Raw genomic sequence first — 25,557 nt, forward strand, 5'->3', positions numbered from 1 at the left:
GAAAAGGCCGGGGCAAAACGCCCCGAAAGGTTAAGTGGGAATCCTGAAGTGAAGATTCTATAATGCGGATAGGATTCTCAATGCTCTCTTTATACCAATATGAAAATGGAAGTCCTCGTTTTCTATTCTGACGCCCAATCCAGCAATCGGATAACCACTTTCTTTATCAAAAATATTAAAGGTTCTTATTTCAATTCCATTGATGGTTCTTTTAAAAGGTCTAACATCTCCTTTCCTTAAAAACTGTTCAAGAGCCATCTGTAAAAAGTATTTCACTTCTCCTTCAATACCTATCTCTTTGTCTTTAATCTTCATAAATAACTTATCCGATTGCTTTTTTAAAACAATAGTTTTCCCGTTTTCTTCCCCGACAATAACTTCCTTATCCCGAGCCTGAATGTATTTTTCCATGGCATAAAGACTTCCCCGCCTGAATTTCAAGGATGCAATAACTTTCCCGCCTTTTTCCACATCAAAAGCAGCTCCACGTCCGAACGTGTGAATGTTAAGCAAAAGACCGTTTTTTTCTAATTTTTCTCTTTTAAGGGAATAGTATCCGGCAATAAATGGACTTTCCAGTTCAAGATTTTCACCGTTTAAAAGCTTATCTACTACATCCTTCGGTAGGGAAGAAAGTAGAGCTACCTTCAAAAGTTGTTTATTTCTGTACAAATTTCTCCTTAAAGAAGAAACTATTTCAAAAAGTGCTACTAAACCCACATCAAACTCATATATCTCTTCCTTTGTTACGATTTTTACCGTCTTGTTGTTTATTTCAACCTTTCCGCCGATTCCGACAAATACATTGTCTTTCGCATTGCCACAAACAATACCCAATAACTCCGCCGTTTGATCTTTAGAAAGGAAAATAGAACCTCCCGGACAGGTTATTTTAAGTCTGTCTTTTGTTACGGTAACACCAAATTCCCGGGACATATAAAATGTTTCACGATTTTCAACCTCTCCCCTTAAAAAAGTCTCAGCTGCAATTTCAATGGCCGCCTGCTTCTCACATAAAAGAACTTCTTTCCAAATAGTTCCGACTAAATCTCTAATATGGAGAATTAAATCATCTTTTTCCTTTTCAAATACCCACTCCACACCATCGGGATCCACAAATTTTACCTTTCTTATATGAGGTCTTACGGCTTTCATAAAGGTATATGTACCAAGATTGTTGAATGCAACCCCTGCATCCTTATCCCCGGCAAGAACTCTCATGTATAGAACTTTTTTCTCCGTGTTTGTATAGAGTTTTGCCGCCGGATTCCCGGGAAAGGTTTCTTCAAGTTTTTCCCTGAATTCTTCATAGCAACTTCGGGCAAGTATCTTATGTAGTCTCGGCAGTTTAACGGTTCTATAAGGAATAAGACCGTTAAAAGGTTGCTTAAACTTAAAAGGCTTATTCGCCCTTACAAGAAGGCCGTTTTCCTTTACTTCAACAATTCCACCGGCTGCTCTCATTTCCATTTTCCACCTCCTAAAGCTCTGTTTACAAGTTCTACAACTCTTTTACTTTGTATTTCTAAAACAAAAGCATCAAGATCTTCTCTCCTGAAACGCCATCTTCCGCAAACTTTATAAGCTCTTATACTACCACTTGCAGCTAATTTTCTAACAGTCTTTGTTGATAGCTTCAAATATCTTGAGGCTTCTGACGTTGACATCCACCCATCCATCAGAAAACCCTCAAAACTTTTTTGGCTATATATTTGGGAACAAACCCGAAATACCTGCTGTCGTAGGATCTCGGATGCGTTCCCATTGCAAAAAAATACCCCGAAGGGACGGTGCCGTTGAAAACAAAATGTGAAACTTTTCTGCCCTCTCTATCCGTTTCAACCGCTTTACCTAAAAATTTACCGTTACAAAAATAATTTCCTCCTGTTACGGTAAGCCTTTCACCTTCGTCACAGACATCTCTTTTCAGCAGCCAGTCTGTAAAAAGTCTGTAGTATCTATTTTCTTTAAAAACCGGAAACGCTACGTAATCACCTTTTTCCGGTCTGAAAGGTGTTTTTATCCAAACTTTACCATTTAATGACACGTCTTCCGAAACTATTAACCGAAAAGGCAGATATGAAAAGATAACAAACATCAACAGAATCCAGAATCCCGTCCTGTAAAGATTATCCGTTTTTCCCATAATACTTCCCTTCCTGAAGGATTATGAGCGCTTTATAAATTGATTCTTCAAGCTGATCAAGACTGACCAAACCCGCAGAAATCAAAACCCATTTATACTCGTTTTCGGAATCTTCATACACCAGCCACGTTGTTGGAGTAGTTTTCACCTGAAATCTTTCCGCCATCTGCGGATACTCATAGACATTTAATACCTTTATATAAATCCCGTATTTATCCTTCAGGAATCTCAGAATGTTGTTTTGTGCCCTGCAGTAGGAACATCCGGGCTTTTCAAAAACCGTAAGTGCTATCCTGTCGGCATTCTCTTTTATGGTGTTCTCAATCTTCCTCTTTTCTTCTTTAAGATATATCCTTCTTGCAACCGTCGAAGTCGGAGGCGTCTCGGAAACATCCGGATAAAGGTGCGCAACTTCCGAACTTACGTTCACAAATTTTTCGGCTTTACTTTTTATGTACTGAGTTAACTTTAAATAAAGATATACATTGCGCAAGGTCGGTTTCATAACGGCAAATCCCCTGAGTTTTTCTTCTAATTTCCTGATCTGTTCTGCGGTCATATTGTCAAGCTTGTCAGGGTAAAGAACTACTTCAAATTCCTTTTCACTATAAGTTTTCTTTTTCTCCGTATCGCTTGTCTTATTTTCGGTATGCCAGTTGTAGTGAAACCAGCCCTCACCTGGTTTTTGTTCAAAGAAACTCTTAGCATTAACCTTTCCTGATAAGATCATCAGGAGGATAAAAATCAATAAACGTCTCATGGACTTTTCTCCCTCTCACTCTGATCCTTCTGATGACAAAAAAACCGAAAGCTATAACAATACAAGCAAGCTTTAACATCGGTACCGAAATGGCCGAAAGCGGCTCTGCTCCGAACTTTAAAAGAACCGGCTTAAACATTTCTTTAACCACAAAAAGAACCTTTAGCATAATCTTTGAAAGAGGTTCTGAAGTTTGCGGAGGATACCAGTTAATAACCTTTGGAAGATTGATTAAAAGCAGTTCTATCAAAAGTTCTTCCGCAATAAAAGTAAAGGTAAGCATAAAGAGGAAATTCAAATAAAACTTTTTAAATATCGCGTATAAAAGGCTTTCTGTTTCAAGAACGTATCTGTTTACTATGTAGTAACAAAATAGCAAAAATATGGAAAAAATGGTGGCCCTCGCCGTGAACAGGCTGAAGTGTAAAATAAAAACAAAGGAAAGTGTTGCAGCTGTAATTGCAATTTGAAAGAGAAATGCCTGTTTTACTGCAAAGTTTGAGATTGATGTTTTTTCAGAAGTCAAAAACATCTCCCTGGAAGATCGGTTCTGCTCAAGTGCTCCTTCAAGAAGCAGAAATCTCAACCAGTCAAGAGAAGATAGAAAGCCTACAAGGTTTTTCAGGTCAAGCTTTCTTCCCTCAAGCTCATTCGTTATTCCATCCAGTATGCTGTCTTTCACTTCACACTCCCTACTTTAAAAAACACTACGAAAGGTAAAGGATCGGTAATCTCTTTCATCATAAAAGTGATTTTTGACTCGGTAATAAAAAATCCTCTGTTCTGGTAGTAATAACGCTCTTTCAAAGCAACGGAAAGGGCCAGCATCGTATCACTATCTTCATAAGCATAGAAAGACTCACTCTCAAGACCGTTAACGGTAAAAACGGAAACTTCAAATCTTTCTCTCTCTTTCTTCAGGTAAAAAGGATGGGAACTGATAACAAATGATTTCTCAAAAAGTGCAAGAGCTACTTTTCTTTTTGCAGCTTCAAATTCCGGGAAGAAGAATTCCATCTTAAGTCGTTCTTCACCCTTTGCAAAGGTAAGGAAATACTTGTTCACACCTTTTGTAAGTATTATGAAGCCGTTCCCGAATCTTATCCTTCCTCTGCCGTTTTCCATGAGCATCAAAAGGTTATACGCCGCTTCGGATGAAAAAGAAGAAGTAATTTCACTGTACAGGGTTTCGGCATCCAAAATCATATTCCGAACACACTCCTCATTCTGATTCTTCCCTCTTCGTCAAGGGGAGCTTTCAGCTCTCCGTATCCGAAAATTTTCCCGACTCTGATAGGTTTATCATTAACCGTTCCGGCATAATAGGAATCCGTTGAAAGTGCCGCCCTTACTCTCTTTACGCAATCTTCAGGAATCGGTTCCTGATTTATCCTTACATTTCCGTCTTTTGTCCTTTCAAGCAAAAAAAGATCGGCAACGGTTGTGACTTTAGGCAATTCTGCAAAAAAAACCATAAACTCCAGAAGATGATACTTGCGAAAAAGGAACTTCGTTGACATGTTCTGCTTTGTATCTGTTACAAGCATTCCGGCAATGTACCCATTTCTGGGATTTTCATTAATAAACATCCTGACTCTGACATTTCCCCTGTACTCGGCAGGTTTTATATCCAGATTGTCTTCACCCGCTTTTAAGGCCTTGAAGCAAAAAGAAAAGAAACTCGTTCGTAAACCTATCGGTATTTCTACTTCACCGACAAAAGGCGAATAATCCTTCCTGCCTCTTATTCCTTTTATGTCAATCTTTCCGTTTCTAAATTCAATTTCACCGCCTATAACTTCCACTTTCCACCTCCACGTGTAAATATATCTTATATATTCTATTTTGTCAATGTAGCATTATAGAATGCTTTAAACCCTTCCTTAACCTTCTCCTGCATATCCTCGTAGAGTTCCGATAAATCCATTTTTCCGAAATCAAGCTTTTGAAACTCATCAACTGTAAATCCCCGGCATACCGGGCTTTCCGGCGTTCCCCAGGAAAGACCTATCTGTGGCCTTCCCTGTTCCTGAACTATACGGGCAAGCTTTGAGGTAAAACAGCAGTATGTCCTTTTCTCCTGAAGGCATGCTATAAAGTGACCGAAAGCTTCTAATTTAGAAGCACAGTATTCGCCCACATAATGACATTTCCCGTCATGCTTCAGTACTGCAAGGGTTTTCTCGGTATCTTTACACGGAAGAACTCCAAACCACATGTCAGAATCAAGGCAACAGTTTGAAAATCCAGTTTGAGTACCCGGCGGACGGCATCGATAGTCTTTGCCGTTGAAGATGTAAACGAAACCGGTGCATATTCCGGAAGAGTCAACTGTTCCGTCGTCCTGTTTATCGTTAATACCTTCCGGTGTATCTTCCGAAACTGCAGCAGAGGAAGAATACTGAAAGCAGGCTACATCAGAACAATAGTATTTTCCGTCAACAGGCCAGCAGGGATAGTCCCCGAGAGGACATGAAAAGGAAGACGAAGCTATACATCTACCGTCCTGATATATAAACCCGGACGGACAGGAATAACAGTTGCTTGAACATGCATCGGCAGTGCCGTAAGATACACCGTTAATGGAACATCTGTAATCATAGTCTATGCAGATTCCGAAAATAATTCTTCTTGCACAGTATCTCTGGCAATATCCTGTAACCGGTGGCACAACACACTTTTGAAGCTGCGAATCGTAAGTTGATCCCGCCGGGCATACAGGATTGCATTCCGTCTTATCTATCGGACATAATGAACCGTTATCCGTTGATATACACTTCTGCATTTCATCGGGATCGTCATAAATATCATTTCCGTTCATATCCTTATAGCAGTAGTTTTCTCCGTCTTCGGGATAGGTATAGGTGCTGTCAGCTTCCGCCGTTTCAGAACTTTCCTCTATAGAGCATTGAAGAAGTAAAGGGGCTTTTGTATCAAGGGGAATAGGTGTTCCGGAACATTCTGCATATCCTGAATATATCGTACACATAGTTCCCGTAAGAGGACTGTAAAGCCCGGTATCGCAAAACACGTAATCCGTTCTTATCCCAAGCTTTGAAACTATGTCCGGTGCAGCTTCACAACTTACAAGCTGACAATCCTGCGGAACATTGCTATTGTAATCACTGATTGTATAGCTATTATCACTAAGGCCATACTCCACACCGTTTTCAATGTACGTATTTGTTAGAGCATAGGCCCTAACTGAAAACATTAACAGCAAACAGATAACCTTCCTCATGGCGCCTCTTTTGAACAGATTACATCTTTACGTGCTGCATCAAGAGCCTGTATGGTTATGAGCGTGTCAAGATCCGGAGACAGGTTACACGTACAGTTTTCAACAACCGTCTCTCCCGGCTTAACGGGACATCTTCCGTCAGCACACAGTCTTATTTCCGTTACTTCATTTTCCTTTACCGTATCGGATGTTCCCTGCGCTTCCTCCTGAACGGTCTTAACCTTGCAGTATTGATTACACGTCTCATTTCCCATTTCGGACGTGAAATTTCCCCAGCCTGCCGTTAGTACACCTGTTCCATTGTCATAAGTCATACTGTCAAGAAACGAAGTATCTATAGAAGTTCCTGAACTATCTGAAGGACACGTGTAAACCCTGTGAATATTCCACCAGGGAGCATCTATATCAAGTCTTTCACCGGTATCTGACAATCCCGTTATTTCTGTTCCAACTGCACAAAGTTTCCAGCTTTCGTTTGATAGATCTATTGTCCGACAGGATGCAGGAACAGAAATTGAATACTCAATCGTATTATTAACAGTTTTAAAACAGTTTTCGTTATTCCAATCACAGTAAGTTTCATCTTTCAGTGTGCAATTTGCAGGTGGATGGCACGTATTTGAAACCGTGTACGTAAGCTCATCTGTCTGATAATTCATGCTTTTCCAGACTTCAAGATGGCCGCTCCAGACACCTGTTTTTCCATCATCCTGACAGTAAAACCTGAAACTGAAACTTCCTGTCTCATCCTTAAAATTCTCATTCGTATATACGATTGTCCCCCAGACCCAGTTGTTCGACCAAATCTCATCTCGGTTAACAAATCTTCCTAAAAGAACACCGTCTTTATAAGCTTCTATAAACTTATAATTATTTCTGTACCAATCATAATCATCCCTTACCAGTACCGCATAAAGGTTTTGATACCCCTTCAACTCAACCACACCAAGATTGAACGTGGCAGGCCCATCTCTTTCCGTTGTATATGTTGGACTTTTTCCCAGGAAACAGTAAAGCATCCCTCCTATATCTTTTGTAATCCCGGAAGGACACGTGTCGGTCTTTGTTACAACTTTTTTAGACACATTCACGCTTATATCACACCTGTACTCATCGGGAACGGAACTTTCGGCCGGCCGTGCAACTTTTTCCCATAGATCCGTTCCACTTTCTTCGACGGTTCTGTTCCCGGATCGAATATCCTCCGCAGCCTCATCAAGTCCTGAAGGATCAGAATAATAAGACTTCAGCTCATCTACATTACCTTCACATACTGGATTAGCCGCTCTGTAATATATTGTCGCATTTGCAGAATCTATCGTTCCGTTTGACACCTCTATTCCGGCCTTTGAGTAAGTTCCTGCAAAAAATCCTCCAGCTGTTTGCAGAATTGAATCAAGGGAAATCCCGCAGGATGACTGTATGCAGTAACATCCTCTCTTATATTCTTCAGCACTGCCTACAACAAAAGTTCCATTCACAAACGAAACGGGATAAAAGGAACAGGAATCAACGGGAAAAGCCCCCGCACACTTGATAAAACCGTCATCGCAAATTGCGGAAACGCCTCTAAATACCTGTACTTTATCGTATGAACCGTCAAAATTCGTATCCACATAAACATAAATCTCTTTATTACCGGAAACCTCTTTCAGCTTTACTTTCAAGAAATCAACCACAGGACAGGAAACGGTAGCGTTTACCCTGCCGGTAAGAGAAGATATTCCGTCCTTCGACGTTACAGAACGATAAGTGGAATTGCTTTTTATCTCTGAAAGCTTTGACGACGGAAGCTGAAAATTAAAATCAGCTCCGTAGGCTACTTTCAAAAACAACAGAGCAACTGTCAAATACCTATAACGCACAGCAATCCCTCTTCTGATAGATTTGAAAGACTATAAAACCTTCTTTTTCAGGAAACGGAAGATTAATAAGTTTTCCCCACACAAGATCTGTCATCCCGAGAGGAAACCTATGGGGGAATACTCCTGGAAATATCGGATATTGAGAATAGTTTGATTTCTCCCAGATAGGAGCCGGAAGAGCGGCGCATCTTCCCTCTACCATGTGAAGTCCAGTTGTATCCCAGAGCATTCCCTGACGGGTCAGCTTGAATATCATTTTTGCAGAGTCAAGAGAAGCCGCCCTTATAAAACTTGTCGTATCTACAAACCCGGAAAGCGGGAATATTGAAGCTCCCCCGCTACACCAGTAAAGAACATCTATATCAATCCCTGCGGTCGTAGCAGCACCGTCAGCCATGCAGGCCATCTGTGCAATTGGATTTGCAAACAGAAGACTTTCCGGTGACATGTAAGCAGCAAGCTGCTCATTGTGCCAGGTGGGATCAAATTCTGAAATCCATCCAATATCCATCCCTGACGCCGAAGGTGAAAAAGTGCACGACAGGTCTGTGAATATCGAAAGCAGCTTTAAAACGTTAAAGCTTACATAGTGAACTTCAAAAAACGAAACGCCGCCAAAGCTGTCTTCACTTCCATCAGTTCCCATATTCCCTTTAAGCGGTATTGAAAGTCCGAACGTAGGAAAACATCCCGGTATTTTCACTGTCTCAATGGTAGCAAGTGGTGAATAATAGCCTATAATGATGCCCATTGTGGGAACGGGAACACCAGCAATATTTCTTATGCAAAAGCAAAGCGGTGACAACGGTGGATAATCTGTTCTCATATCAGCCTGAAGTGCCGTTCCTCCGGCAATTGTCACATAACCTATACGAACCGGAAGCATATTTGAAATTGTTGAAAACTCAACACTCATTATCTGTCCTGCAGAATCCACAGGACAGAACCCTGACATGGAATACCCGGTAAACGGAAAGAGAAGCATAACCAGAAAAATCAAGAACCTTTTCACAACTTCCCTCTATAAAGCTTTTATGGTTATTATATTCCATTTAGGACATTTTGTGTACTCAAACAATATAGACAAAGATGTGAACAGGTTAAAAGAAATAAGGAAAAGAACTCCCGCTGAGAGGTTTGAGAATTACACCTGGAAGATGTCAGGGTATCCACCATGTATTGAACTCGTACAAAGAGTTGTCAGAATATCGTTAAGGATATATATTTGGATATACAGTAATCATGAAAACGGAGGAACTATGGCTGTTGCCAAGAAACTGATCAGCATGGACAAAGCACTTGCCAATGAGCTTTCTACTGTATCAAAGCTTCTTGGAGTTTCTCAGAAAGAAATAGTAGAAAAGGCTCTTGATTTCTATTTCGACTATCTGGATGTAGCTATTGCTGAGAAGATAAGTAAAGATATAGAAGAAGGCAGAGTGAAAGTTTACGATGCTGAGGAAGTTTTCAAGGAGCTCGGCATAAATGTATAAACTCCTGTTTTCTGAAGTTGCTAAAGAGGATTTAGGAAAATTTACCGTTGACGAGAGAATTTTTATTGCTGAAAAGTTAAAGTATCTTGCGGCTAACTTTGATCTTCTTAAGAGAACAAAAAAAATAAGAAAACTAAAAGGGAGCAGTAAGTTTTACAGGTTTGTTATTGCCAGAAAAATAAGAGCTATTTTTGAAGTGAAAGATGATGAACTTATTATTTTAATATTGAGAATAGGAAAACGAAAAGATGTTTATAGAGATTTGCGAAAATAAGGGAAAAGTCACTCAACAGGAACAACCGTAACCTCTATCGTCTCTCCCTTTTTCCTGCAAACAGAGACAGTCTCTTTAACATGAAATTTCTCAACCATATCTTTTGTAGCATAGTAAACCCTACATCCCAGCTTTTGTCCAAGTTTCCAGGCTAATCCCGACGTCGTGCAGAAAAGCGTATCGGAATTAAAATCATTCAGATGTTTCTTTACCCATTCAACTTCTTCCTTTCTGTTGCCGTTAAAAAATACCACTGTCGGTAAAGAGCTAATATAACGCAAAGGATTAAATGTATATCCTGCTGGATACAAAACTCCGATAACGCGGCCGTTCTTCACCCTGGGAATAGAGCGTTTCAAAGTATATACGGGAACAAACGTATATACTCTCTTTTTCCGTGCTGCAGGCAAAACCGGAAGATCTGTCGGCTGCCATGAGTAGATCTTTTTTTGCATTTTCTTTATAAGTGCATTCTTATCTATTCTATTAGCCCTCTTTTCTATTTCTGATATAAGATCCTTTTCTTTAATTGGGTAAATCGTTCCTATCTTTTCGGTGAATCTAACAGAACAAAGTCCTGGCGATTCTCCGAGAGCTTCTGCAAGCTTTTCAAGATATGGATTACAGGTATTTTCATAAAGCTTTTTAACAGCATATCCGAGAGAAACGTCACCATATACAACTGCTTCCGGTTTCCCATCTTTTAGAAGAAGAAAGGCCGGAACAGATTCTGCATTAATAAGCCGAAAAGGCCGGGGATCAAGGTTAAACTCAACTCTGTATGCTTCTCTATCACCTTTAGAAATAACCCTTCTGATAAAAAGAAGGGTGGGCCTTATTTTTGAAACGGTTCCTATTGTTCCCCGCAACACAAAAACAAAATCTCTGTTGAACCGCTCTGCTTCCCCGACATAAGCCTTCAAAGTTTCAAGCGGGACGGAAGAAGAGATTAGAACATATATCTTTTCGTCTTCCGGAAGAATTTTATCTTTCATCTTTTCAGATTTATAGTTGCCATTTTTCTTTACTGCTTTCTTAACCTCCTTGACTTGCTCTTTCAAAGCCTCTTTTTCCCTTTTTACGGCAGTACTATTTTCAATTTTTTTAATTACTTTTTCCAATTCGGTTATCATTCTGCGTACCTGCGGATTATCTGTAACATCAAATCCAAAAGCTCTGAAAGGTATCAAAATCAACAATAAAAAAACCACATATCTCATCGTTGCCCCGTATGTCTTGTATATTCTATTTAGGTATTATATAATTAAGTCAGTTAAACACTTATTTCAAGTGAAGGAATCTTTTTAAAAAATCGGGAGGTGGAAAATGGCCACGAAGGCTAAGGACCTGCATATGCAGGTAAAAAAACTCGTTCGACTCATCAAGGAGAGGAGAGAGGAAAAATTCACAGAATTCCTGCGGTTTGCAGGAAAATTTTCTCTTTCCAGATATTCGGCAACGAACATCTGGCTTATCTACTCGCAGAAGCCGGATGCAACGTTTGTTGCAGGAATGAAAGAATGGAACCGACTCGGAAGAAAAATCAGGAAAGGGGAGCGGGGAATTGCAATCCTTGCTCCAATCGTAAAACTTATAGAAAAGGAGGTGGAGAGTGAAATAGTAAAAGAAGAAAAAGTAGTAGGATTCAAAGCAGTTTACGTCTGGGACATTTCTCAGACAGAAGGAAGAGAAATTAAAGAACTCAGATTCGCTGAACCTTTAACAGGAAACTGGAACTACAAAAAGTATCTGAAAATCTTCGGTGTTCCCGTCCAGGAAGACAGACTTTACGGCCCAAAAGGGACTACAGACGGATTCACGATCTTTATAGAAAAGAAGCTCTCTGAAGCTCACAAAACAAAAACCCTTTTTCACGAACTTGTTCACTTGAGATACCATTTCGGTAACAGAAAACACGAAAAAACCTCGATAAAAGAGCTTGAGGCCGAGACCGCTGCTATGGTTATCTGTTCCGCCATCGGTCTGGACTCCTCAGAATACTCTCTCGACTATCTATCCGCATGGGCTTCCGAAGAGAACAAAGAAATAGAGAAAGCAATTTACAATGGTTTTCTCTATGCAAGAGAAATCATTAAAACAATTCGGGAGGTGGAACCGGATGAAGTACAAACTACTCAAGACATTTTTGAAAGAGTACTGCGATCTAACAGAAAAAACAGTCAAAGAAGCTCTAAGAGATCTAACAAAAGAAGATGTTTGGTATCAGGAAGATCTTGATCCGATTTTCTCTGCGATGGCCTGGACAATAGAAACGGAAATAAAAACTTTTGTTCTGAGTATTCAGGAAAATTACTACAGAGACATTTATTACGCTTTCGGAACCTGTTCCGGTATCCCGCTCTACATCGGAACAGGAAAACTGCCGTTGTTTTACGGATTATCTCTCCGCGAAATTGAAAACTTTTTACAGGAGTTAGTCAGTATTTCAACGAAAAACTTCAAAACACTTCGGGAGGTGAAAGATGGTAACAACACCGCAAGAACTCAAAAAAGTGTCAATGTTTCTTAAAGAATGTCCTTCAGTAACAGCAAAGGTACTGAAGGCAAAAAAAGAAGGAACTCTCTACGGTGCTCTTGTGGAAGATTATCTAAATACAACCGCCAAAGTCGTGTTTAAAGTTAAGAATGGAAAAATTCTCTGGAAGTGCAGCTGTGGAGGCATGAAAGGCAGGTATCCCTGCCATCATCTCATTGCAGCCATCAAATACTTCAAGCAGAACAAAAAGCAAGAAACACAAGAAGCTACAACTATAGCTCATTGAGAATCTGATCGGCTTACAAGAAAAATAGCCAATTCGGGGGCCTCCGGCTCCCGGCTAAAAACCTCGGGAGGTGGAAAATGGAAAAACAAGAAGAAATTGTAGAACTAATTACTGATGTTTCTGTCACGGAAAATTCAATCAGTTTTGTAATGGATTCAGAATTCAAAATAATCTTTCTGGATTCAGAAAACAACATCAGAGAAATCACACTAAATCTCAATTAAAAAACTTCGGGAGGTGAACAATGATTGTAATGACAAACGGCAAAGGAAAACTCCTTATATCCCCAAATAACTACGATTTTGTAAAGAGATATCTGAATAAGAAGGGATATTCATTTGTAAAACTGGGCAGAGAAATTCTTCTGCTCAGAAATAAAAAAATAGTGGGAAAAGTTATATGGCCGATGTTCGTTCCCAAAAAAACTTACGATGTGGAGGTTGATAAAGAATGAAGTTTAAAGAAGAACTCTTGAGAATTATCATGAACGGAGTTTTACTGCTGATAGCTGCAAGTACCTCGATAGTGTACAAAATGGATAAAATAAATCCTATAACCGCGGCAATATTTTCTGATGTCAGCGCCGTTATACTCATAATTACAGGATACATTATCGGGAAGAGTATAGACAAATCAGATAAAAAGTGATACTTTAAAAATCAAGGAGGTGGAATATGAACCAGATGACGGCATGGATATTGTTGATAATGAATCTTGTTATATTTGCCGGAGGGATTCTCTGGCTTAATGATCAGTTTACAAAAATGGAAAGGAAGAGAAAAGAAGAAAAATAATCTGAGGGGCTGTGCCCCTCTTACCTATTTTCAACAACTATCTTGTTATCTCCAATCAAAAACGTGACTTTTCCGTCAAAAATAACCAGATCAGGCGTTTCAAGACTATTAACATCAATCTTTCTGGTCACCTCCTTTGTTAATATTCTGTCAAATCCTCTATTAAGAGGAACAAAGACAACAGCACTTTTTATAAAAGTTTTCACAGTTTGCCTTTGAGCTTCAGTTCTAACAGGCACAAATCTTTCTATCCTGTACAGAAAAAGTCTTAATAGCTTGCTCTTTTCCGGAACGAAAAAGGAAACAAAAAATAGCGGCGGAAACATTTCCCTTGCCTTATAAATAAACATTTTCGGAAGATAAATCTCCCTATACTTTGCCTTTTTCTCATCGGGATACATTACGAGACCACAAACTTTTACCGCCCTATCAAGCTCCCTCCACTCATATATGATTCCACAGCTCATATTTAATTTATGCTTCTCAAGAAAATCCGTAAAAGAAATTCCCCTAACTTTTATCTCTTTTCTAATCAGTCTCACAAAAATAGGAATAGCTTCTCTTGCATTTACATTTTTCAATCTCTTTGAAAATCTGCTGATACCGGAATTTTGATAGTTAAACGCTAATATTTCAGTTTCTCCAAGTATTCTAATCATCAATTCATCAAAAGTTCTGCTGGCTCTTTTTCTTTTGCTCAAAAACACACTTGCAGAAACGTCAAGGCCTTCATCGGTTTCCACTATAAACTCTTCATCCTGCTTTTTAAAAAGACAAAAGGATGAGTGAAACCTTCCGTGACCGGGAAAAGAAACCAGATTAATGAATCTTTTATTTCTCTTTAAGTAAAGTTTTAAAGGCTCACCTCCGGGAAGTTTACATCCACAAGTAGCATAAACGTTAGAACCTTGTTCTCTTGCATCTATCAATCTTTCAAGGATTTCCTGGATAGAAGAAGAGAGCCTGACGTCCCACCTGCTTTCAATCAGAAACTTTCCGAAAACCTTTCCATCTTTCCATAAAAGAACTTTCAATTCTTTTTCCCGATAGGATTTCTGCCAACTTCCAGCCTGTATATGCCAGAAGCGTCCCAACTACGCAGTCGGATACATAGTGAAAACCCAATATAATACTTCCAGCCACTATAAGTGTGTAGAAAACAAAAGCTATCGGTTTGATTCTCTTCCCGGAAACAAGAAACAACAGGAAAGCGTAACCCACGTGGAGGGAGGGAAAGGCAATGTCTGCAAGAGTCGGAAATCCTGGAAGAGTTTTATGTTTAATGATAAACAGCGTATCAACCGCCGATTCTGCATGAATCTTTGCAGTAACATCTGGAAGATTCTTAAACAGGTCCGGATAGCAGAAGACGGGTGATCTTGTCGGCAGCAAAATATGGCAGATTGCAGCTGCAAAATACATAAACGAAAAAGCAAAAAAGAACTTTTTTCTATTCTTAACAGAAAGAGCTATAAGAACTGGTGGCAAAAGGTGAAGCTTGCCCCAGATGTTTTCATACACGTATGACAGAAAGCCGGCCGGTAAAAAGGAGAAGATAGTTTTAACTCTTATAAACAAACTTCTTTCTATGTCGGGAATCAAAGAACTGTATTGAACGTAACCGCTTACATAATACTTAACTGCCATGTAAATCCACACCGTGGTGATGAACAGAACACCGAAAAATAGAGATTCCTTAGCCTTCCGGTCAAGACCTTTCCAGTCATCCCGAAGCATATCAACAAAACAGGTACTCATTCCTATCGTGAAAAACAGCAATATGGAAAGAACGAAAACTGAACTTCCCTTCCTGATAAAGGAAACAAGAATCATCTTTCTATTTCCTTTTCAATCTCTTTAATCTTTGCACCTTTTATCACCTTTCCGTTCTCAAAAATGAAGGTCGGCGTTGCCGTAATACCGGAATTTAAAGCTTCTTTTACATTTTCAACAATATTTTTCTTTTGCTTATCGGAAAGCGTTTTAACCGTATAATCCTTTTTCCCTCCAAATATCTCCGCAAGAGCCCGTGCCTGCTGTATTTTAGGTTGGGAAAGAATATAAACGATAGCTTCTTCACTCTTCCTGCCGTGTGTTGGAACGAAATAGACATAAAAGGTTGCCTTTCCGCTCATCGCATACTTTCGCAGTTCACTACAGGCCTTACGGCAAAAAGGACATAGCGGATCGGTTATTACCACAATCTTTTTTCCCTTACCGCTCCCAACCTGAACGGCATATTCAAGATTAAAATCCTTAAAGGAAATTTTTCTCGGAAAATACGAAGAAAGTTTGTTTCTATTAAGCCCCTCTATCCTTTCAATACCGGATTTTCCATATACAAACAGAAGTGGAACACCTGTTAAATTAACCTTTTTAGCTTCATCAAGAAGAGGCTTTACATCGCATTCCTTCAAATTAACACTCTTTCCTTCCATAACCTCTTTCAGGGCCTTTTCTTTATCTTTACTGTCCAGAACGAAGCAACTTTTACCTTTTGCCTTTTTGTGAAACGGAAGAGGATAGAGAAAAACGTAAAGGTCAAGTTTTGAAAGATTCGGTTCTATATACTGCTTCCACACCTCTCTGCTGTAGGGACATTCGGGATCAAGAAAAGCGACAACCCTTAAATTGCCGTGCTTTAAGTGTATAGCTTTAGCCAGATCCAGCTTTTGTATTTGATCTCTTACAAGCTGATTTAGTTCCTGCTCTGTGATGTTTTTTCCATTTTTATAAACAACTCCTAAAATCAGATAACCGTCTTCTGTTACATAGACTATATTATTTCCGGTCTTTACCTCATATAGGTGTTTTCCAATCTTCTTAACCGCGTCTATCCTCGTAGATGGAATCGTTTTCCTTACCACCGGCGGAATAGAACCCGCAAAAGCAAAAGTAGTTGTAACAAGAAATGCCGTAAGGATTTTCTTCACCTTTTCTTCTCCTTATAGATTTGTTTATAGACTTTCCTTGCATATTTAAGCTGCCTGTCGGGATCCCCCGAGTGATAACACCCGACAGCCTTCCACGTCCATCCGTACCGGACAAAACACTGCTTCAAAATCCATGCACCGACAAAAACATTCGTACACGGATCGTATAAATCCATCTCACCAATTCCGTACTTTTTCAACACCGGAATCCAGGAAGAATTTATCTGCATTATCCCTATGTCCTTCGAGCCATTCCTGTTAAGCCTTACAGCCCCCGGATTAAGTCCCGATTCCACCTCTGCAATGGCCACCAGTAGAGACGCGGGAAGGCCATAGTACTCTGCAGCCTTCCCGAAGCACACCATAGAGGCGGAAAAGGAGGGGGAAAGGGGGAGGTAGATGCTAAATATCAATATCATCAATGTCTTCACCGGATTCATGGCCTTCAGCCACCTTCAGGGATTCCATGTTGAGCCTCTTCCTGTATTCCCTGTACTCTTCAATAAATGACTTCAGTTCCTTTGCAAACTCTGCATCAATCCCTTTACCCACATTGATGGAAAAATCCGGAACGTAATAGGTAATCTTCCTGCCGTCTTTCTCTATCACCCGCTTTCTGGAAGTCAGCATCACGCTGTGGGCAGAAATTCTCGGATCTTCTCCGGAACGTTTTTTCTCAATAACAATGTTTTTCAAGGCGTCTTTAAACTCTCTCGCAAACTCAGCAACCGATTTAATCCCAATCATGAAACCGATCTTGTGCACATCAGGAAGATAAAAAGCAATGTTAATCACCGAAAATACCGTACTGTTCTCAGGTCTGGGAAATTTTCTTGCCACATATTCATCAAAGAAATTTCTGAAAACCCTTTTATTGGTTCTATCCCATATCACATACGTTGAAAAAACTTTAATTGGAATTGCAATCAGAGGATAAGGAAGTTCATGAAGCTCATCATGTTCATAATAGCAATACTTTTGCCTCGAAAGTTCCGTGTTCAGTTTTAACACCGGCAGCTGGACAGTTCCGTTCTTCTCCTCAATATCATCCACAACCGGCGCGCTTAAAGAACAAATCCACTCTGCAAGCTCGCCGTCATACCTTTTCAATGCTTCGCACGCTCTAAATTCCATTTTCCACCTCCCGAACTATTGTCCTTAAAGACTCACACAACAAGTACCCTATAAAGATAAGCTCCCTGCTTTCGGGCACTTCTTTAATCTCTGAATAAATCATTTTCAGAATCCGCTCAAGCTGAAAGATATACTCCTCTACTTTTTCCGTTTCCATCCCTCGTCTCCGAAAGCTTTACGAAATTATACCTTGTATATTCTATTTTGTCAACAAATTAAAAACCGTTCCATCATTCTTTGAGCTTCTTTCTCTACCTCTTTAACATCTATGTTGGCTGCTTCAAGAACTTTCATAACAAAGCCGTATTCAATCTTTCTTATATCCCCGTTCAGCCATTTCATGAACCTTCTGTATTCCTTCTCTGAAAACCCCTCCTTCAACATAAAATGTCTGATCTTTATCCCCTCAAACTTTTTTCTTATTGCCATTTTGAAACACGCATCTATCTGCCAGATCCTTTTCTTTTCGTTCATCACTCCTTCCCTGAATAGAATATAAGGTGTATAGATAAATATATCACTGGCAGGACAAAAATACCAGATGGAAGAAAGGGCCTTTTTCTTCCAAAAATTCTGAAAGATTTTTTGAATGACTTCCTGCAGCTTTTCTCAAGGAAAAACCGAAAAGAAAACTGACAGAAACTCTGCAAAAAGAAAACAAAAGAAAAAAGAGAGTGAAAGAGGAGCGGGATTGATATTTTTGTCCTGCAAGTGAAACTTTTATCTCCAATATAGTAAAAACTCTTGTAAGTCTGAGTCAGTTAGAAGTGTTTAGATTATTGCTGAACTGGTAGCATTTCTTGTTTATCGAAATCTCCTTTGCTGGAACCTGCCTCCAAGTTTCAACCTATTCTAATGTACTCCATCGGACATCCTGGAGGACGAAGTCGACAGAAATCCTTTTCAACTCTTTCCTTAACCTTCTTGTACCTTGTGTCCCTGAATCCCATTAATTCTGCAACCTGAAGAGGTTCACCAAAAATCACCAGATCCGGATAGTAAGAGAGTCTCATCAAAACCGAAGTTGCACAGGACGGAAGGGAGAGTTTCGCATAATTCTTCGAAATAGAACCAGTAACCACCTTAAAGAACCTATTTCCCTGTTTAAGTAAGCTTTCAATTTTCCCTGCTTCGTTTCTACTTTCAATTGGAATGAACGGCCTGCTCCTCTCAAGATAGAGTAGAGGCATAAAGAAAGCTCTCGTTATTAGCTTTCCCTTGACAACGTTAATATTAAGAAACTTCCCGGTTGACCCTGCAAACCCATTTTCCCACAAGTCCCAGCCAAAAATCTGTCTTTTATGAACTATCTTTTTCCTGTCATTGTAAGTCAGTATCAGACTCTCTCCCGAAATTTCCATAGAATTATGAGAAATCAGATTTACAAATAGTCTAAAACCTTTAGGGGTCTTCTCATTTAACTTACCTCCCAAAACCGTAAGAACTTTCCCAACGGTTGGTAGAGATAAATTTTTGCTTTCCTTAAGCCTATTAATTCCTTTGTTAACGGAATTAAAAGCAAGACCATAAGCATCATCAATGTAACTCAGCATGATCCTTGTGAACGTTAACCTTGGCTTGTTTGAATTTGTAAGAGGTCGAAGTCTTTCCTCTCTTTCTTCAGTAGAATTGCTATTTGATTCATTTGGAAAGTCCAGTAAAGTAACTTTAATTTCTTTTTTACTCCATTTTTTCCAGAGAGCTTGAGTATCAACAGACTCACCGTAAAAAGGACAAATCCTGTCATGCTCTGAGGTCTTCTCTGGAAAACTCTTGATATAGAATAACTTCCCAGATTTAGCTATGATCAAGGGAACTCTTTTTTCTGGAAAAGAACAGGCACAGTAAAGGAAAGTATCTCCCGAAAGTTGCCCATAAACAATGTGGAGTTTTCTAAGAATCTTCCAGTACTTTTCTCTCCACTTCCTATTATTCTGATAATGGAAATAAATGTTCCTCTTATCTCTTCCTGTTGTAATTGGATCAAGGAGAGTAACAAGTTCCTTTACGTGCTTTTTAGGAACCTTAAAAAGATCCAAAACAATCTTAACTGATATAAACTCATTCATTCTTCACCATCCAAGTGATAAAGATGGGATACACAAACACCACACACATCATATCCGTTATTTTGAAGTAAAGCCGCTAAAAGCCTTGCTTTTTCTCTCTCTACACATAGAAATTTGTCTGAAGTCACATTAATTTCCTTAATTTTCCCCGATGAAAGAACCTTAAGCCTCACAGATGGCAACTTCTCCGTATCCTTTAATTTCACAGCATTTGTTATTCTTCTTGAACAATAGGATTCCCTATAAAAGGTACATTTCCCGTTATCAGTTCTTGATGGGAAAAGATGAATCCTTTCAGTGTTTTTATGCTGCCTAAAGGTTACATAAGAATATGCGTTCTTTTTAGAGATCACTTGTTCCACAAGTGCGAGCAGTTCCTTAGCTTCCATCTGCCCCTCTCTGGCAAAGTTCTGGATACATCTCTCTGGTAAAAAAAGCCACTTCACCACTGAATTTCAATATCTCTTTAACTATCTCAGGAACATTAGCATCAGGATTCTTAACGCCTTTTATTAATCCCTCACAAGCAGGCTTATAGGGAAGATTTGGATCCGCTTTCCAAATGCTAATTACATAGTCATCCGGATTTATCTCAACTTCATATTCCCTGAAGTTAGCCGGGATTACTATCTTCAGCTTCCTCACTTAGCACCTCTCAATCTGTTTATCTTCTGGACTCACAATAGAACTAATAGGTAAATACTTCTGCCTCAGCATTTGCGTGCCATACTCTAACCTTTCCTTTGATATTTTCCTCTTCCTTGAAATTGGACAGATATTTTTAAACTCAATGGAAACAGTCATACTACCAGCCACAAGTTCTGGAATCTTGCGATTAAGATGGTTTTTCAGCCTGATTAATCCGGTAGATTCCAAAATGCCAATATCATTTCTAACATTTTTGGCATCTCTGTTAAGAATCTTTGAAAGCTCGTTAATGGACTTCACTTTTTCATTGGCAAGTAGAACTAATATTTCCATCCTTTGAGGAGAAAAAACCTTGTGAAAACTCTCATAATCAGAGAATTTTATAACCCTATTTCCCTCTGGAGTTTTAAGAACAACCTTTATAAATCTATCCTTCCCAACATTCCAGAAATTCTTTTCCATAATTGCCTCCTACCAGAACTTTTTAAACGGAGAATTCAAAACTTCCTGGCCCAATTCCTTTATCCAGTCCTCGATATTCAGACCTGTTAAAGTTTTAACCTCAGATAGAAAATCAAGGAGTAAGTTTTCTATTCCTCTGAATTCATATACTACTCTATTTTTCCTACTACGAATATGGATATGTGGCTCCGACTCATGGAAGTTGTCATATAGAAGAACCATCTCTACCGATTCCTCTGTTGCCCACTTAATAATCAAAACCAGCTTATATCTCAAACCGTTTGTATAACTATAGTGAGAAATATCTCTTTCCTCAAAGAGATATTCAACAACAATAATACTATCATCTTCTAAAACTTCTTGAAACCTACCCTCCAGCCTGTCCAACCATAATTCCTCTAAAAAAGATCAAAACACCATCAATATAAAAAATAGCCAAAAATGAGGGTATATCAACCCCTGCTTTCAAAACCATATTTAGCATACCTGCCAAATATATACTCAAAAAACGTCCGTTTAATTAACGTATATTCTACTTGATAAATGTATAATTTATGAGTAGAATATTAACGAATAAATACCTGCACACCGGCATTTTTATAAAAATACCAAAAGACAGGAATACGCTTACTTTGACGTTATACTGGATTTCCATAACCATGAGCTATCGAATTATTCTGACATTTGCAGTAACTGAAAAAGGCATAGTGTTGATAGACATTGGCAGTCACGAAATATACGAGTGAAGGGGAGGAAACATCAATGGCCGTTTACTCTTACATTCGCATATCCACGAATAAACAGGAAACGGAAAATCAGCGATATGAGATTCTCAAATACGCTAATGAGAGGAAGCTCGGGAACATCGACTTCATAGAGGAAACAGCAAGTGGTAGAAAAAGCTGGAAAGAACGGCAGTTGGGGAAATTAGTAGAGAGAATCCAGAAAGGGGATATTCTCATAGTTACAGAGCTTTCCCGTCTTGGCAGGTCTATGCTTGAAATTATGGAACTTCTCTCTATCCTCCTCAGACAGGGAATAGAACTTCACGTTGTCAAAAGCAGTCAGGTGTTGAAAGACGACTTACAGTCAAAAGTTTTCGCAATGGCTTTTTCCATAGCAGCCGAGATAGAGAGAGAACTCATATCTCAGAGGACTAAAGAGGCTCTCCAGCGCAGGAGAGCAGAGGGAAAACCTCTTGGCAGGCCCAGAGGAAGTTATTCATCCAGGCTTGAACGTTATAGGAATCAGATAGAGGAGCTTCTCTCAAAAGGTGTGTCTATTTCTTCTATTGCTAAAATCATAGGAGTTCCTTACTCTACGGTATATTCCTACGTTCAGAGAAGGAAGGCTGAATTTCTACTCCAAAAGTAAGAATACTATATCCTGACACAGGGCTTGCCTGTTGAAGTTAGATAGATTAAACTAAAATAAGTAAATTTAGTTTAATGGATTGAACGAATGAGCGGCCTTCTGTCAGGTGAGAAACATTGAAAATTCTTTTCTTGCAGTTGATGGTATAGAGATCGGCTCCGGAAATAAAATTCCTCTCTGGCTGTTCGGATTGGTTTATTAGATCTGCCTGAAAGGTTATTGAAAATCATAACGATTAGAGGAATTTCAGCGAATTTTCAAAGTCAACACCCCGAAGGGGGTGTCGGGCTGTATCCCTGCTTTGGGGATACAGCCAGTGGTTTTTCTACATTATTTGCACGCCCAGGGACTTTCTTTACAAAGGATATCCAGATTATGCTGAGCATTTACATCTCCTTGCCTTGCGGCTTTTACCCAGCATTCATAAGCCTTAAATTTATTCATAGGCACTCCTAGGCCTTCCGCATACAAAATACCAAGATTATTGCAGCCCAATGCATCTCCGGCGCTGCAGGCTTTTTTGTAAAGCTCTGCTGCTTTAGCGTAGTTCTGAGGAACTCCCAGACCTTTCTCATATAAAATACCAAGATTCCTGCAGCCCAATGCATTTCCACCACTGCAGGCTTTTTTGTAAAGCTCTGCTGCTTTAGCGTAGTTCTGAGGAACTCCCAGACCTTTCTCATACAAAGCACCAAGATTATTGCAGCCGCCTGCTTCTCCACCACTGCAGGCTTTTTTGTAAAGCTCTACTGCTTTAGCGTAGTTCTGAGGAACTCCCAGACCTTTCTCATACAAAATACCAAGATTATTGCAGCCCAATGCATCTCCGGCGCTGCAGGCTTTTTCGTAAAGCTCTGCTGCTTTAGCATAGTTCTGCGGAACTCCCAGACCTTCCGCATACAAATAACCAAGATTATTGCAGCCCAATGCATCTCCGGCGCTGCAGGCTTTTTCGTAAAGCTCTGCTGCAACTCTATAATTGCCCTGTTTATCAGCCTTTAGTCCCTGCTCAAATAGAGATTCTGCTTTTTTAGAACCTGCCATTACTGGAATACTTACAAAAAACATCAGCACAGACAGAAACAGAATCTCCGTAAAAGTTCTTAGTGCCTTGCTTCCAATCATCTTCTCTCCTCCCGGAATCGTTCTTTTTCACCTGCTCAGCAAGTTTCACGCTTGTCGGAAGTATGCAACGTTGATATTATAATAACTATTTTCCTCAGTAAATCTTCCACATTTCCTTTAGCTTTTTTCCGTAAAAGGAATAATTATCTTGCTTTTGTCCTATATCCTGAGGAAGTTAGAAGACATGTCTATACGACTAATGTCGTTGAGAGTGTCAATGCCGGTCTGGAGTTTATGAGACTTGGGCCTGGAGGGTATTTTCCATCTCTTAAGTCTCTGGAAATTAATTTGTTCATTCAGTTTAGCAATTTGAATGATAGGTGGATGAGGAAGCCTATGCCAAGGATAAGGGCTAATCTCTATAGAATTCACCAGTTGATGTGTATTAAATTTGAGTCTGAGGAGGTGGTAGAATAATTATACAATTTTTTGGATAAGTCTCGAATCATTGAAAAACAAATATCTATCATCAATTCCAAAATCGAAAAAACAAAAAAGTGATAGAATCATTAAAGGGATACAAAATCTCATTGATTAGCAAGGTTGTAACAGGAAAGAGGAGAGAGGTGTAAAGATGAAATTTGTAAAAGTAAATATTAAGCGTTTTCGTTCTATTAATAATTTAACAGTAGAGTTTAAAGAAGGGAAACCTCTTATTATTTGTGGCTCAAACAACGTGGGTAAAACAAATTTTTTGAGAGCGCTGGATTTGTATTTCAGTTTAGATAAAAAGAAATTTAATACAAGGGATGATATCCCCTATGATATTGAACGTGGTAAGAGAGGTGCAGGATATAATACATCAATTACTGGATGGTTTATAGATAATGAAAATAAGAGATATGAGATAAAAACTATTTTTAAGAGAACAAAGGTAAAGGGTAATATTTTAGAGATTAAAGCAAAGAGAAATAACACAAACATCAGTGAACCAGAGGCAAGAAATATTATTAAAAGATTCAGATTTCTATTTATAGAAGCAAGTAATATAAATATGCCTCAAATTATTGCAGAAATAATTGATGAAGAAGTTTTACCTTTAGGATTAGATCCACTAAGAAGAAAACAAACAGAACCTTTGAAAATCTTGGAGAACTTTGTAACAAAATCTAAAGAAGCTCTTTCCGGGATAGAAAAAGAAATTAGCAAGAACCTGAATGAATTTATTGAAGGAGTCACTGGAATAGATAAAGATGAATGGAAAGTCAAAATACTATTCGCTGAAATAAATAAATTAAGAGAAGTTTTAGCAAATATGATCGAATTTACTCTTTACGACAAGAATAATTCTAAAATGGAGGCGAAAGGAAGTGGTATTCAGAGAATAGTTTTGTTGTCACTTATTAAATATATATCTGAAAAAATAAAAAACAAAAATATTATTTGGGGAATAGACGAACCAGAAGCTTTTTTACAACCTGCATTACAGAAAAGAGTTTTCAATATTTTATTAGATATGGCAAAAAAGCAACACATAATTTTTACGACTCATTCTCAATATTTTATTGATATAACAGATTTGCAAACTACCTATTTATTTAAAGCAAATTACGAAAAGAAGGATTTTAAAAGACGACCAGGAGAAGTATTTTTTAAAATCAATACATTTATAGAAGAAAAACAAAGTGATTATCAAAAGCTAATTGAAATCAAAGAACATTTTGGCATGAAGAAAAATGATAATTGGGAAATTATGCCCTATAATATTTTAGTTGAGGGGGAAGAAGATAAGCTATATATTGAAATGCTCGCACGAAAATTTGGTTTTAGTGTTCCAAATATCTTAGTAGCAGGTGGAGTTACAAAAATTAAAGGTTATTTACAGTTTCTAAAAGAATTTTGTAGGGAAAGTGGATTTAAACCAAAAATTGTATGTATTTTTGACCATGATAAAGAGGGAAAAGAAACGTATGATAAAATAATACCAGATAAATACAGAAATTTTTTAGATTTAGACTTGAGATTTATTCCAAGATGTGATGGAGATAAAAGCATCGAATATGATTATGAAATTGAAGATTTTATATACCCTGAAATTATGCTGGAAGCAGTCAACGATTTTTTAAAAAGAAGAAATTATAAAGCTATCTCTAAAACAGAATTAAAAAAACGCTTTCAATCTGCTTATGATAAAACATGTATATTGAATTTTTTTACTCAGATAGCAAAGGCAAAAAATTCAGATAAAGAAGAAATAAATTTTGAGGATGAAGGAATAAAAAAATACCTTTGTAAGAAATCCTGTGAAAATATAACTAAATCTAAACTTGAAGAGTTCGATTCTGAATATCATCAAGTTAGAGAATTTCTGAGAAATCTATGTTCAGGAGAAAACTATGACTAACTTGACCTCAGAAAATACATTCGAAACCACTATAGTCAGGTCATTAATCAAAAACGGTCGTTTTTTCCATTTTGACAAATTTCGTGAATGGTTTATCTTTGAACATAGCTTT

General features: G+C 38.6%; 34 protein-coding genes. 10 read left to right on the forward strand and 24 right to left on the reverse strand.

Translation table 11 applies throughout. The annotated features are described in order from the left end of the window. Nucleotides 1–57 precede the first annotated feature (57 nt). The 10 genes from H153_RS0103510 to H153_RS09860 are packed head-to-tail and all read right to left on the reverse strand — an operon-like array spanning nucleotide 58 to nucleotide 9,024. On the reverse strand, nucleotides 58–1,470 hold the full coding sequence (locus tag H153_RS0103510; RefSeq protein ID WP_022846763.1) for a hypothetical protein: 1,413 nt from the start codon (nucleotides 1,468–1,470) through the stop codon (nucleotides 58–60). Beyond that, nucleotides 1,461–1,679, reverse strand: a complete 219-nt coding sequence (locus H153_RS09190; protein WP_022846764.1) for a helix-turn-helix domain-containing protein — start codon at nucleotides 1,677–1,679, stop codon at nucleotides 1,461–1,463. Before H153_RS09190 ends, H153_RS0103510 begins: the two co-directional genes overlap by 10 nt. Beyond that, nucleotides 1,679–2,146: a S26 family signal peptidase gene (locus H153_RS09195; protein ID WP_022846765.1), complete on the reverse strand. Its 468-nt coding sequence runs from the start codon at nucleotides 2,144–2,146 to the stop codon at nucleotides 1,679–1,681. Before H153_RS09195 ends, H153_RS09190 begins: the two co-directional genes overlap by 1 nt. Further along, nucleotides 2,130–2,906 (reverse strand): conjugal transfer protein TraF, encoded by a 777-nt coding sequence (gene traF / locus H153_RS0103525; RefSeq protein ID WP_022846766.1) that lies wholly within the window; start codon nucleotides 2,904–2,906, stop codon nucleotides 2,130–2,132. Before traF ends, H153_RS09195 begins: the two co-directional genes overlap by 17 nt. Further along, nucleotides 2,854–3,588, reverse strand: a complete 735-nt coding sequence (locus H153_RS0103530; RefSeq protein ID WP_022846767.1) for a hypothetical protein — start codon at nucleotides 3,586–3,588, stop codon at nucleotides 2,854–2,856. Before H153_RS0103530 ends, traF begins: the two co-directional genes overlap by 53 nt. Further along, the gene (locus H153_RS0103535; RefSeq protein WP_022846768.1) at nucleotides 3,585–4,112 is read right to left on the reverse strand and encodes a hypothetical protein; all 528 of its coding nucleotides are present in this window, start codon (nucleotides 4,110–4,112) and stop codon (nucleotides 3,585–3,587) included. Before H153_RS0103535 ends, H153_RS0103530 begins: the two co-directional genes overlap by 4 nt. Then, nucleotides 4,109–4,711, reverse strand: a complete 603-nt coding sequence (locus tag H153_RS0103540) for a hypothetical protein (protein ID WP_022846769.1) — start codon at nucleotides 4,709–4,711, stop codon at nucleotides 4,109–4,111. The genes H153_RS0103535 and H153_RS0103540 overlap by 4 nt, the downstream gene beginning before the upstream one ends. 35 nt (nucleotides 4,712–4,746) lie before the next feature. Further along, entirely contained in the window at nucleotides 4,747–6,147 is a 1,401-nt protein-coding gene (gene traN / locus H153_RS09855; RefSeq protein ID WP_022846770.1) for a conjugal transfer protein TraN, read from the reverse strand. Next, nucleotides 6,144–8,012: a hypothetical protein gene (locus H153_RS0103550; protein ID WP_022846771.1), complete on the reverse strand. Its 1,869-nt coding sequence runs from the start codon at nucleotides 8,010–8,012 to the stop codon at nucleotides 6,144–6,146. Before H153_RS0103550 ends, traN begins: the two co-directional genes overlap by 4 nt. Continuing rightward, on the reverse strand, nucleotides 8,002–9,024 hold the full coding sequence (locus H153_RS09860) for a TraU family protein (RefSeq protein WP_081638812.1): 1,023 nt from the start codon (nucleotides 9,022–9,024) through the stop codon (nucleotides 8,002–8,004). Before H153_RS09860 ends, H153_RS0103550 begins: the two co-directional genes overlap by 11 nt. Nucleotides 9,025–9,271: 247 nt before the next feature. On the opposite strand from H153_RS09860, the gene H153_RS0103560 reads away from it, so the two are divergent. Together H153_RS0103560 and H153_RS0103565 are read left to right on the forward strand one after the other, a co-directional pair. Beyond that, a complete protein-coding gene (locus H153_RS0103560) occupies nucleotides 9,272–9,505 on the forward strand; it encodes a ribbon-helix-helix domain-containing protein (protein ID WP_027719991.1) in 234 nt (77 codons plus the stop codon). After that, entirely contained in the window at nucleotides 9,498–9,779 is a 282-nt protein-coding gene (locus H153_RS0103565) for a type II toxin-antitoxin system RelE/ParE family toxin (protein ID WP_022846774.1), read from the forward strand. The genes H153_RS0103560 and H153_RS0103565 overlap by 8 nt, the downstream gene beginning before the upstream one ends. Before the next feature lie 8 nt (nucleotides 9,780–9,787). Here H153_RS0103565 and H153_RS0103570 read toward each other — a convergent pair whose 3' ends face one another. Then, nucleotides 9,788–10,999, reverse strand: coding sequence for a TrbC family F-type conjugative pilus assembly protein (locus H153_RS0103570; protein WP_022846775.1), 1,212 nt, complete (start codon nucleotides 10,997–10,999; stop codon nucleotides 9,788–9,790). Between the two features lie 106 nt (nucleotides 11,000–11,105). Between H153_RS0103570 and H153_RS09210 the strand changes: the two genes are divergently transcribed. The 6 genes from H153_RS09210 to H153_RS0103600 all read left to right on the forward strand — a co-directional run bounded on the left by H153_RS09210 (nucleotide 11,106) and on the right by H153_RS0103600 (nucleotide 13,210). Beyond that, the gene (locus H153_RS09210; RefSeq protein WP_022846776.1) at nucleotides 11,106–12,017 is read left to right on the forward strand and encodes an ArdC-like ssDNA-binding domain-containing protein; all 912 of its coding nucleotides are present in this window, start codon (nucleotides 11,106–11,108) and stop codon (nucleotides 12,015–12,017) included. Beyond that, on the forward strand, nucleotides 11,899–12,309 hold the full coding sequence (locus H153_RS0103580; protein ID WP_155883403.1) for a hypothetical protein: 411 nt from the start codon (nucleotides 11,899–11,901) through the stop codon (nucleotides 12,307–12,309). The genes H153_RS09210 and H153_RS0103580 overlap by 119 nt, the downstream gene beginning before the upstream one ends. Next, nucleotides 12,263–12,562, forward strand: a complete 300-nt coding sequence (locus H153_RS0103585; protein ID WP_022846778.1) for an SWIM zinc finger family protein — start codon at nucleotides 12,263–12,265, stop codon at nucleotides 12,560–12,562. Before H153_RS0103580 ends, H153_RS0103585 begins: the two co-directional genes overlap by 47 nt. A gap of 77 nt (nucleotides 12,563–12,639) precedes the next feature. Next, nucleotides 12,640–12,786, forward strand: a complete 147-nt coding sequence (locus H153_RS10150) for a hypothetical protein (RefSeq protein ID WP_022846779.1) — start codon at nucleotides 12,640–12,642, stop codon at nucleotides 12,784–12,786. 20 nt (nucleotides 12,787–12,806) lie between these two features. Further along, nucleotides 12,807–13,016 carry a hypothetical protein gene (locus H153_RS0103595; RefSeq protein WP_022846780.1) on the forward strand — a complete coding sequence of 70 codons (210 nt, stop codon included), beginning with the start codon at nucleotides 12,807–12,809 and terminating at the stop codon, nucleotides 13,014–13,016. Next, nucleotides 13,013–13,210 carry a hypothetical protein gene (locus H153_RS0103600; RefSeq protein WP_022846781.1) on the forward strand — a complete coding sequence of 66 codons (198 nt, stop codon included), beginning with the start codon at nucleotides 13,013–13,015 and terminating at the stop codon, nucleotides 13,208–13,210. The genes H153_RS0103595 and H153_RS0103600 overlap by 4 nt, the downstream gene beginning before the upstream one ends. A 166-nt stretch (nucleotides 13,211–13,376) precedes the next feature. Here the strand turns inward: H153_RS0103600 and H153_RS0103610 are convergent, their stop codons facing one another. The 12 genes from H153_RS0103610 to H153_RS0103670 all read right to left on the reverse strand — a co-directional run bounded on the left by H153_RS0103610 (nucleotide 13,377) and on the right by H153_RS0103670 (nucleotide 20,989). Continuing rightward, on the reverse strand, nucleotides 13,377–14,390 hold the full coding sequence (locus H153_RS0103610; protein WP_022846783.1) for a hypothetical protein: 1,014 nt from the start codon (nucleotides 14,388–14,390) through the stop codon (nucleotides 13,377–13,379). Further along, the gene (locus H153_RS0103615; RefSeq protein WP_022846784.1) at nucleotides 14,338–15,189 is read right to left on the reverse strand and encodes a phosphatase PAP2 family protein; all 852 of its coding nucleotides are present in this window, start codon (nucleotides 15,187–15,189) and stop codon (nucleotides 14,338–14,340) included. Before H153_RS0103615 ends, H153_RS0103610 begins: the two co-directional genes overlap by 53 nt. Continuing rightward, on the reverse strand, nucleotides 15,186–16,289 hold the full coding sequence (locus H153_RS09865; protein ID WP_022846785.1) for a thioredoxin fold domain-containing protein: 1,104 nt from the start codon (nucleotides 16,287–16,289) through the stop codon (nucleotides 15,186–15,188). The genes H153_RS0103615 and H153_RS09865 overlap by 4 nt, the downstream gene beginning before the upstream one ends. After that, the gene (locus tag H153_RS0103625) at nucleotides 16,286–16,708 is read right to left on the reverse strand and encodes a lytic transglycosylase domain-containing protein (RefSeq protein WP_022846786.1); all 423 of its coding nucleotides are present in this window, start codon (nucleotides 16,706–16,708) and stop codon (nucleotides 16,286–16,288) included. The genes H153_RS09865 and H153_RS0103625 overlap by 4 nt, the downstream gene beginning before the upstream one ends. Beyond that, a complete protein-coding gene (locus H153_RS0103630; protein WP_022846787.1) occupies nucleotides 16,692–17,423 on the reverse strand; it encodes a hypothetical protein in 732 nt (243 codons plus the stop codon). The genes H153_RS0103625 and H153_RS0103630 overlap by 17 nt, the downstream gene beginning before the upstream one ends. Continuing rightward, on the reverse strand, nucleotides 17,413–17,580 hold the full coding sequence (locus H153_RS10155; RefSeq protein ID WP_022846788.1) for a hypothetical protein: 168 nt from the start codon (nucleotides 17,578–17,580) through the stop codon (nucleotides 17,413–17,415). Before H153_RS10155 ends, H153_RS0103630 begins: the two co-directional genes overlap by 11 nt. Before the next feature lie 50 nt (nucleotides 17,581–17,630). Continuing rightward, nucleotides 17,631–17,897 carry a hypothetical protein gene (locus H153_RS0103640; RefSeq protein WP_022846789.1) on the reverse strand — a complete coding sequence of 89 codons (267 nt, stop codon included), beginning with the start codon at nucleotides 17,895–17,897 and terminating at the stop codon, nucleotides 17,631–17,633. 368 nt (nucleotides 17,898–18,265) lie between these two features. Beyond that, nucleotides 18,266–19,492, reverse strand: a complete 1,227-nt coding sequence (locus tag H153_RS0103650) for a hypothetical protein (protein WP_022846791.1) — start codon at nucleotides 19,490–19,492, stop codon at nucleotides 18,266–18,268. After that, nucleotides 19,489–19,881, reverse strand: coding sequence for a hypothetical protein (locus H153_RS0103655; protein WP_022846792.1), 393 nt, complete (start codon nucleotides 19,879–19,881; stop codon nucleotides 19,489–19,491). The genes H153_RS0103650 and H153_RS0103655 overlap by 4 nt, the downstream gene beginning before the upstream one ends. Continuing rightward, nucleotides 19,871–20,137, reverse strand: a complete 267-nt coding sequence (locus H153_RS0103660; RefSeq protein WP_022846793.1) for a hypothetical protein — start codon at nucleotides 20,135–20,137, stop codon at nucleotides 19,871–19,873. Before H153_RS0103660 ends, H153_RS0103655 begins: the two co-directional genes overlap by 11 nt. Beyond that, entirely contained in the window at nucleotides 20,138–20,602 is a 465-nt protein-coding gene (locus H153_RS0103665; RefSeq protein WP_022846794.1) for a transcriptional regulator, read from the reverse strand. 9 nt (nucleotides 20,603–20,611) lie between these two features. After that, nucleotides 20,612–20,989, reverse strand: a complete 378-nt coding sequence (locus H153_RS0103670; protein ID WP_022846795.1) for a DUF6516 family protein — start codon at nucleotides 20,987–20,989, stop codon at nucleotides 20,612–20,614. 375 nt (nucleotides 20,990–21,364) lie between these two features. On the opposite strand from H153_RS0103670, the gene H153_RS0103675 reads away from it, so the two are divergent. After that, nucleotides 21,365–21,976, forward strand: coding sequence for a recombinase family protein (locus H153_RS0103675; protein WP_022846796.1), 612 nt, complete (start codon nucleotides 21,365–21,367; stop codon nucleotides 21,974–21,976). 330 nt (nucleotides 21,977–22,306) lie between these two features. Here H153_RS0103675 and H153_RS09220 read toward each other — a convergent pair whose 3' ends face one another. Further along, a complete protein-coding gene (locus H153_RS09220; RefSeq protein ID WP_022846797.1) occupies nucleotides 22,307–23,101 on the reverse strand; it encodes a tetratricopeptide repeat protein in 795 nt (264 codons plus the stop codon). Between the two features lie 574 nt (nucleotides 23,102–23,675). Here H153_RS09220 and H153_RS0103690 point away from each other — a divergent pair. After that, nucleotides 23,676–25,445 (forward strand): AAA family ATPase, encoded by a 1,770-nt coding sequence (locus H153_RS0103690; protein ID WP_022846799.1) that lies wholly within the window; start codon nucleotides 23,676–23,678, stop codon nucleotides 25,443–25,445. Nucleotides 25,446–25,557 lie beyond the last annotated feature (112 nt).

This window comes from Desulfurobacterium sp. TC5-1, assembly GCF_000421485.1.
Lineage (GTDB): Bacteria > Aquificota > Aquificia > Desulfurobacteriales > Desulfurobacteriaceae > Desulfurobacterium_A.

Excerpts from the sequence above, each read along its gene's own strand:
- traF (WP_022846766.1), bottom strand. The coding sequence starts at position 2,906 with ATGAGACGTTTATTGATTTTTATCCTCCTGATGATCTTATCAGGAAAG.
- H153_RS0103675 (WP_022846796.1), top strand. The coding sequence starts at position 21,365 with ATGGCCGTTTACTCTTACATTCGCATATCCACGAATAAACAGGAAACG.
- H153_RS09220 (WP_022846797.1), bottom strand. The coding sequence starts at position 23,101 with ATGATTGGAAGCAAGGCACTAAGAACTTTTACGGAGATTCTGTTTCTG.
- H153_RS0103565 (WP_022846774.1), top strand. The coding sequence starts at position 9,498 with ATGTATAAACTCCTGTTTTCTGAAGTTGCTAAAGAGGATTTAGGAAAA.
- H153_RS0103585 (WP_022846778.1), top strand. The coding sequence starts at position 12,263 with ATGGTAACAACACCGCAAGAACTCAAAAAAGTGTCAATGTTTCTTAAA.
- H153_RS0103665 (WP_022846794.1), bottom strand. The coding sequence starts at position 20,602 with ATGGAAAAGAATTTCTGGAATGTTGGGAAGGATAGATTTATAAAGGTT.
- H153_RS0103600 (WP_022846781.1), top strand. The coding sequence starts at position 13,013 with ATGAAGTTTAAAGAAGAACTCTTGAGAATTATCATGAACGGAGTTTTA.
- H153_RS0103650 (WP_022846791.1), bottom strand. The coding sequence starts at position 19,492 with ATGAATGAGTTTATATCAGTTAAGATTGTTTTGGATCTTTTTAAGGTT.
- H153_RS0103595 (WP_022846780.1), top strand. The coding sequence starts at position 12,807 with ATGATTGTAATGACAAACGGCAAAGGAAAACTCCTTATATCCCCAAAT.
- H153_RS0103615 (WP_022846784.1), bottom strand. The coding sequence starts at position 15,189 with ATGATTCTTGTTTCCTTTATCAGGAAGGGAAGTTCAGTTTTCGTTCTT.
- H153_RS0103640 (WP_022846789.1), bottom strand. The coding sequence starts at position 17,897 with ATGAACGAAAAGAAAAGGATCTGGCAGATAGATGCGTGTTTCAAAATG.
- H153_RS09210 (WP_022846776.1), top strand. The coding sequence starts at position 11,106 with ATGGCCACGAAGGCTAAGGACCTGCATATGCAGGTAAAAAAACTCGTT.
- H153_RS0103625 (WP_022846786.1), bottom strand. The coding sequence starts at position 16,708 with ATGATATTGATATTTAGCATCTACCTCCCCCTTTCCCCCTCCTTTTCC.
- H153_RS09195 (WP_022846765.1), bottom strand. The coding sequence starts at position 2,146 with ATGGGAAAAACGGATAATCTTTACAGGACGGGATTCTGGATTCTGTTG.
- traN (WP_022846770.1), bottom strand. The coding sequence starts at position 6,147 with ATGAGGAAGGTTATCTGTTTGCTGTTAATGTTTTCAGTTAGGGCCTAT.
- H153_RS0103690 (WP_022846799.1), top strand. The coding sequence starts at position 23,676 with ATGAAATTTGTAAAAGTAAATATTAAGCGTTTTCGTTCTATTAATAAT.
- H153_RS0103535 (WP_022846768.1), bottom strand. The coding sequence starts at position 4,112 with ATGATTTTGGATGCCGAAACCCTGTACAGTGAAATTACTTCTTCTTTT.
- H153_RS09190 (WP_022846764.1), bottom strand. The coding sequence starts at position 1,679 with ATGGATGGGTGGATGTCAACGTCAGAAGCCTCAAGATATTTGAAGCTA.
- H153_RS10150 (WP_022846779.1), top strand. The coding sequence starts at position 12,640 with ATGGAAAAACAAGAAGAAATTGTAGAACTAATTACTGATGTTTCTGTC.
- H153_RS0103560 (WP_027719991.1), top strand. The coding sequence starts at position 9,272 with ATGGCTGTTGCCAAGAAACTGATCAGCATGGACAAAGCACTTGCCAAT.
- H153_RS0103580 (WP_155883403.1), top strand. The coding sequence starts at position 11,899 with ATGAAGTACAAACTACTCAAGACATTTTTGAAAGAGTACTGCGATCTA.
- H153_RS0103655 (WP_022846792.1), bottom strand. The coding sequence starts at position 19,881 with ATGGAAGCTAAGGAACTGCTCGCACTTGTGGAACAAGTGATCTCTAAA.
- H153_RS0103630 (WP_022846787.1), bottom strand. The coding sequence starts at position 17,423 with ATGGAATTTAGAGCGTGCGAAGCATTGAAAAGGTATGACGGCGAGCTT.
- H153_RS0103570 (WP_022846775.1), bottom strand. The coding sequence starts at position 10,999 with ATGAGATATGTGGTTTTTTTATTGTTGATTTTGATACCTTTCAGAGCT.
- H153_RS10155 (WP_022846788.1), bottom strand. The coding sequence starts at position 17,580 with ATGGAAACGGAAAAAGTAGAGGAGTATATCTTTCAGCTTGAGCGGATT.
- H153_RS0103510 (WP_022846763.1), bottom strand. The coding sequence starts at position 1,470 with ATGGAAATGAGAGCAGCCGGTGGAATTGTTGAAGTAAAGGAAAACGGC.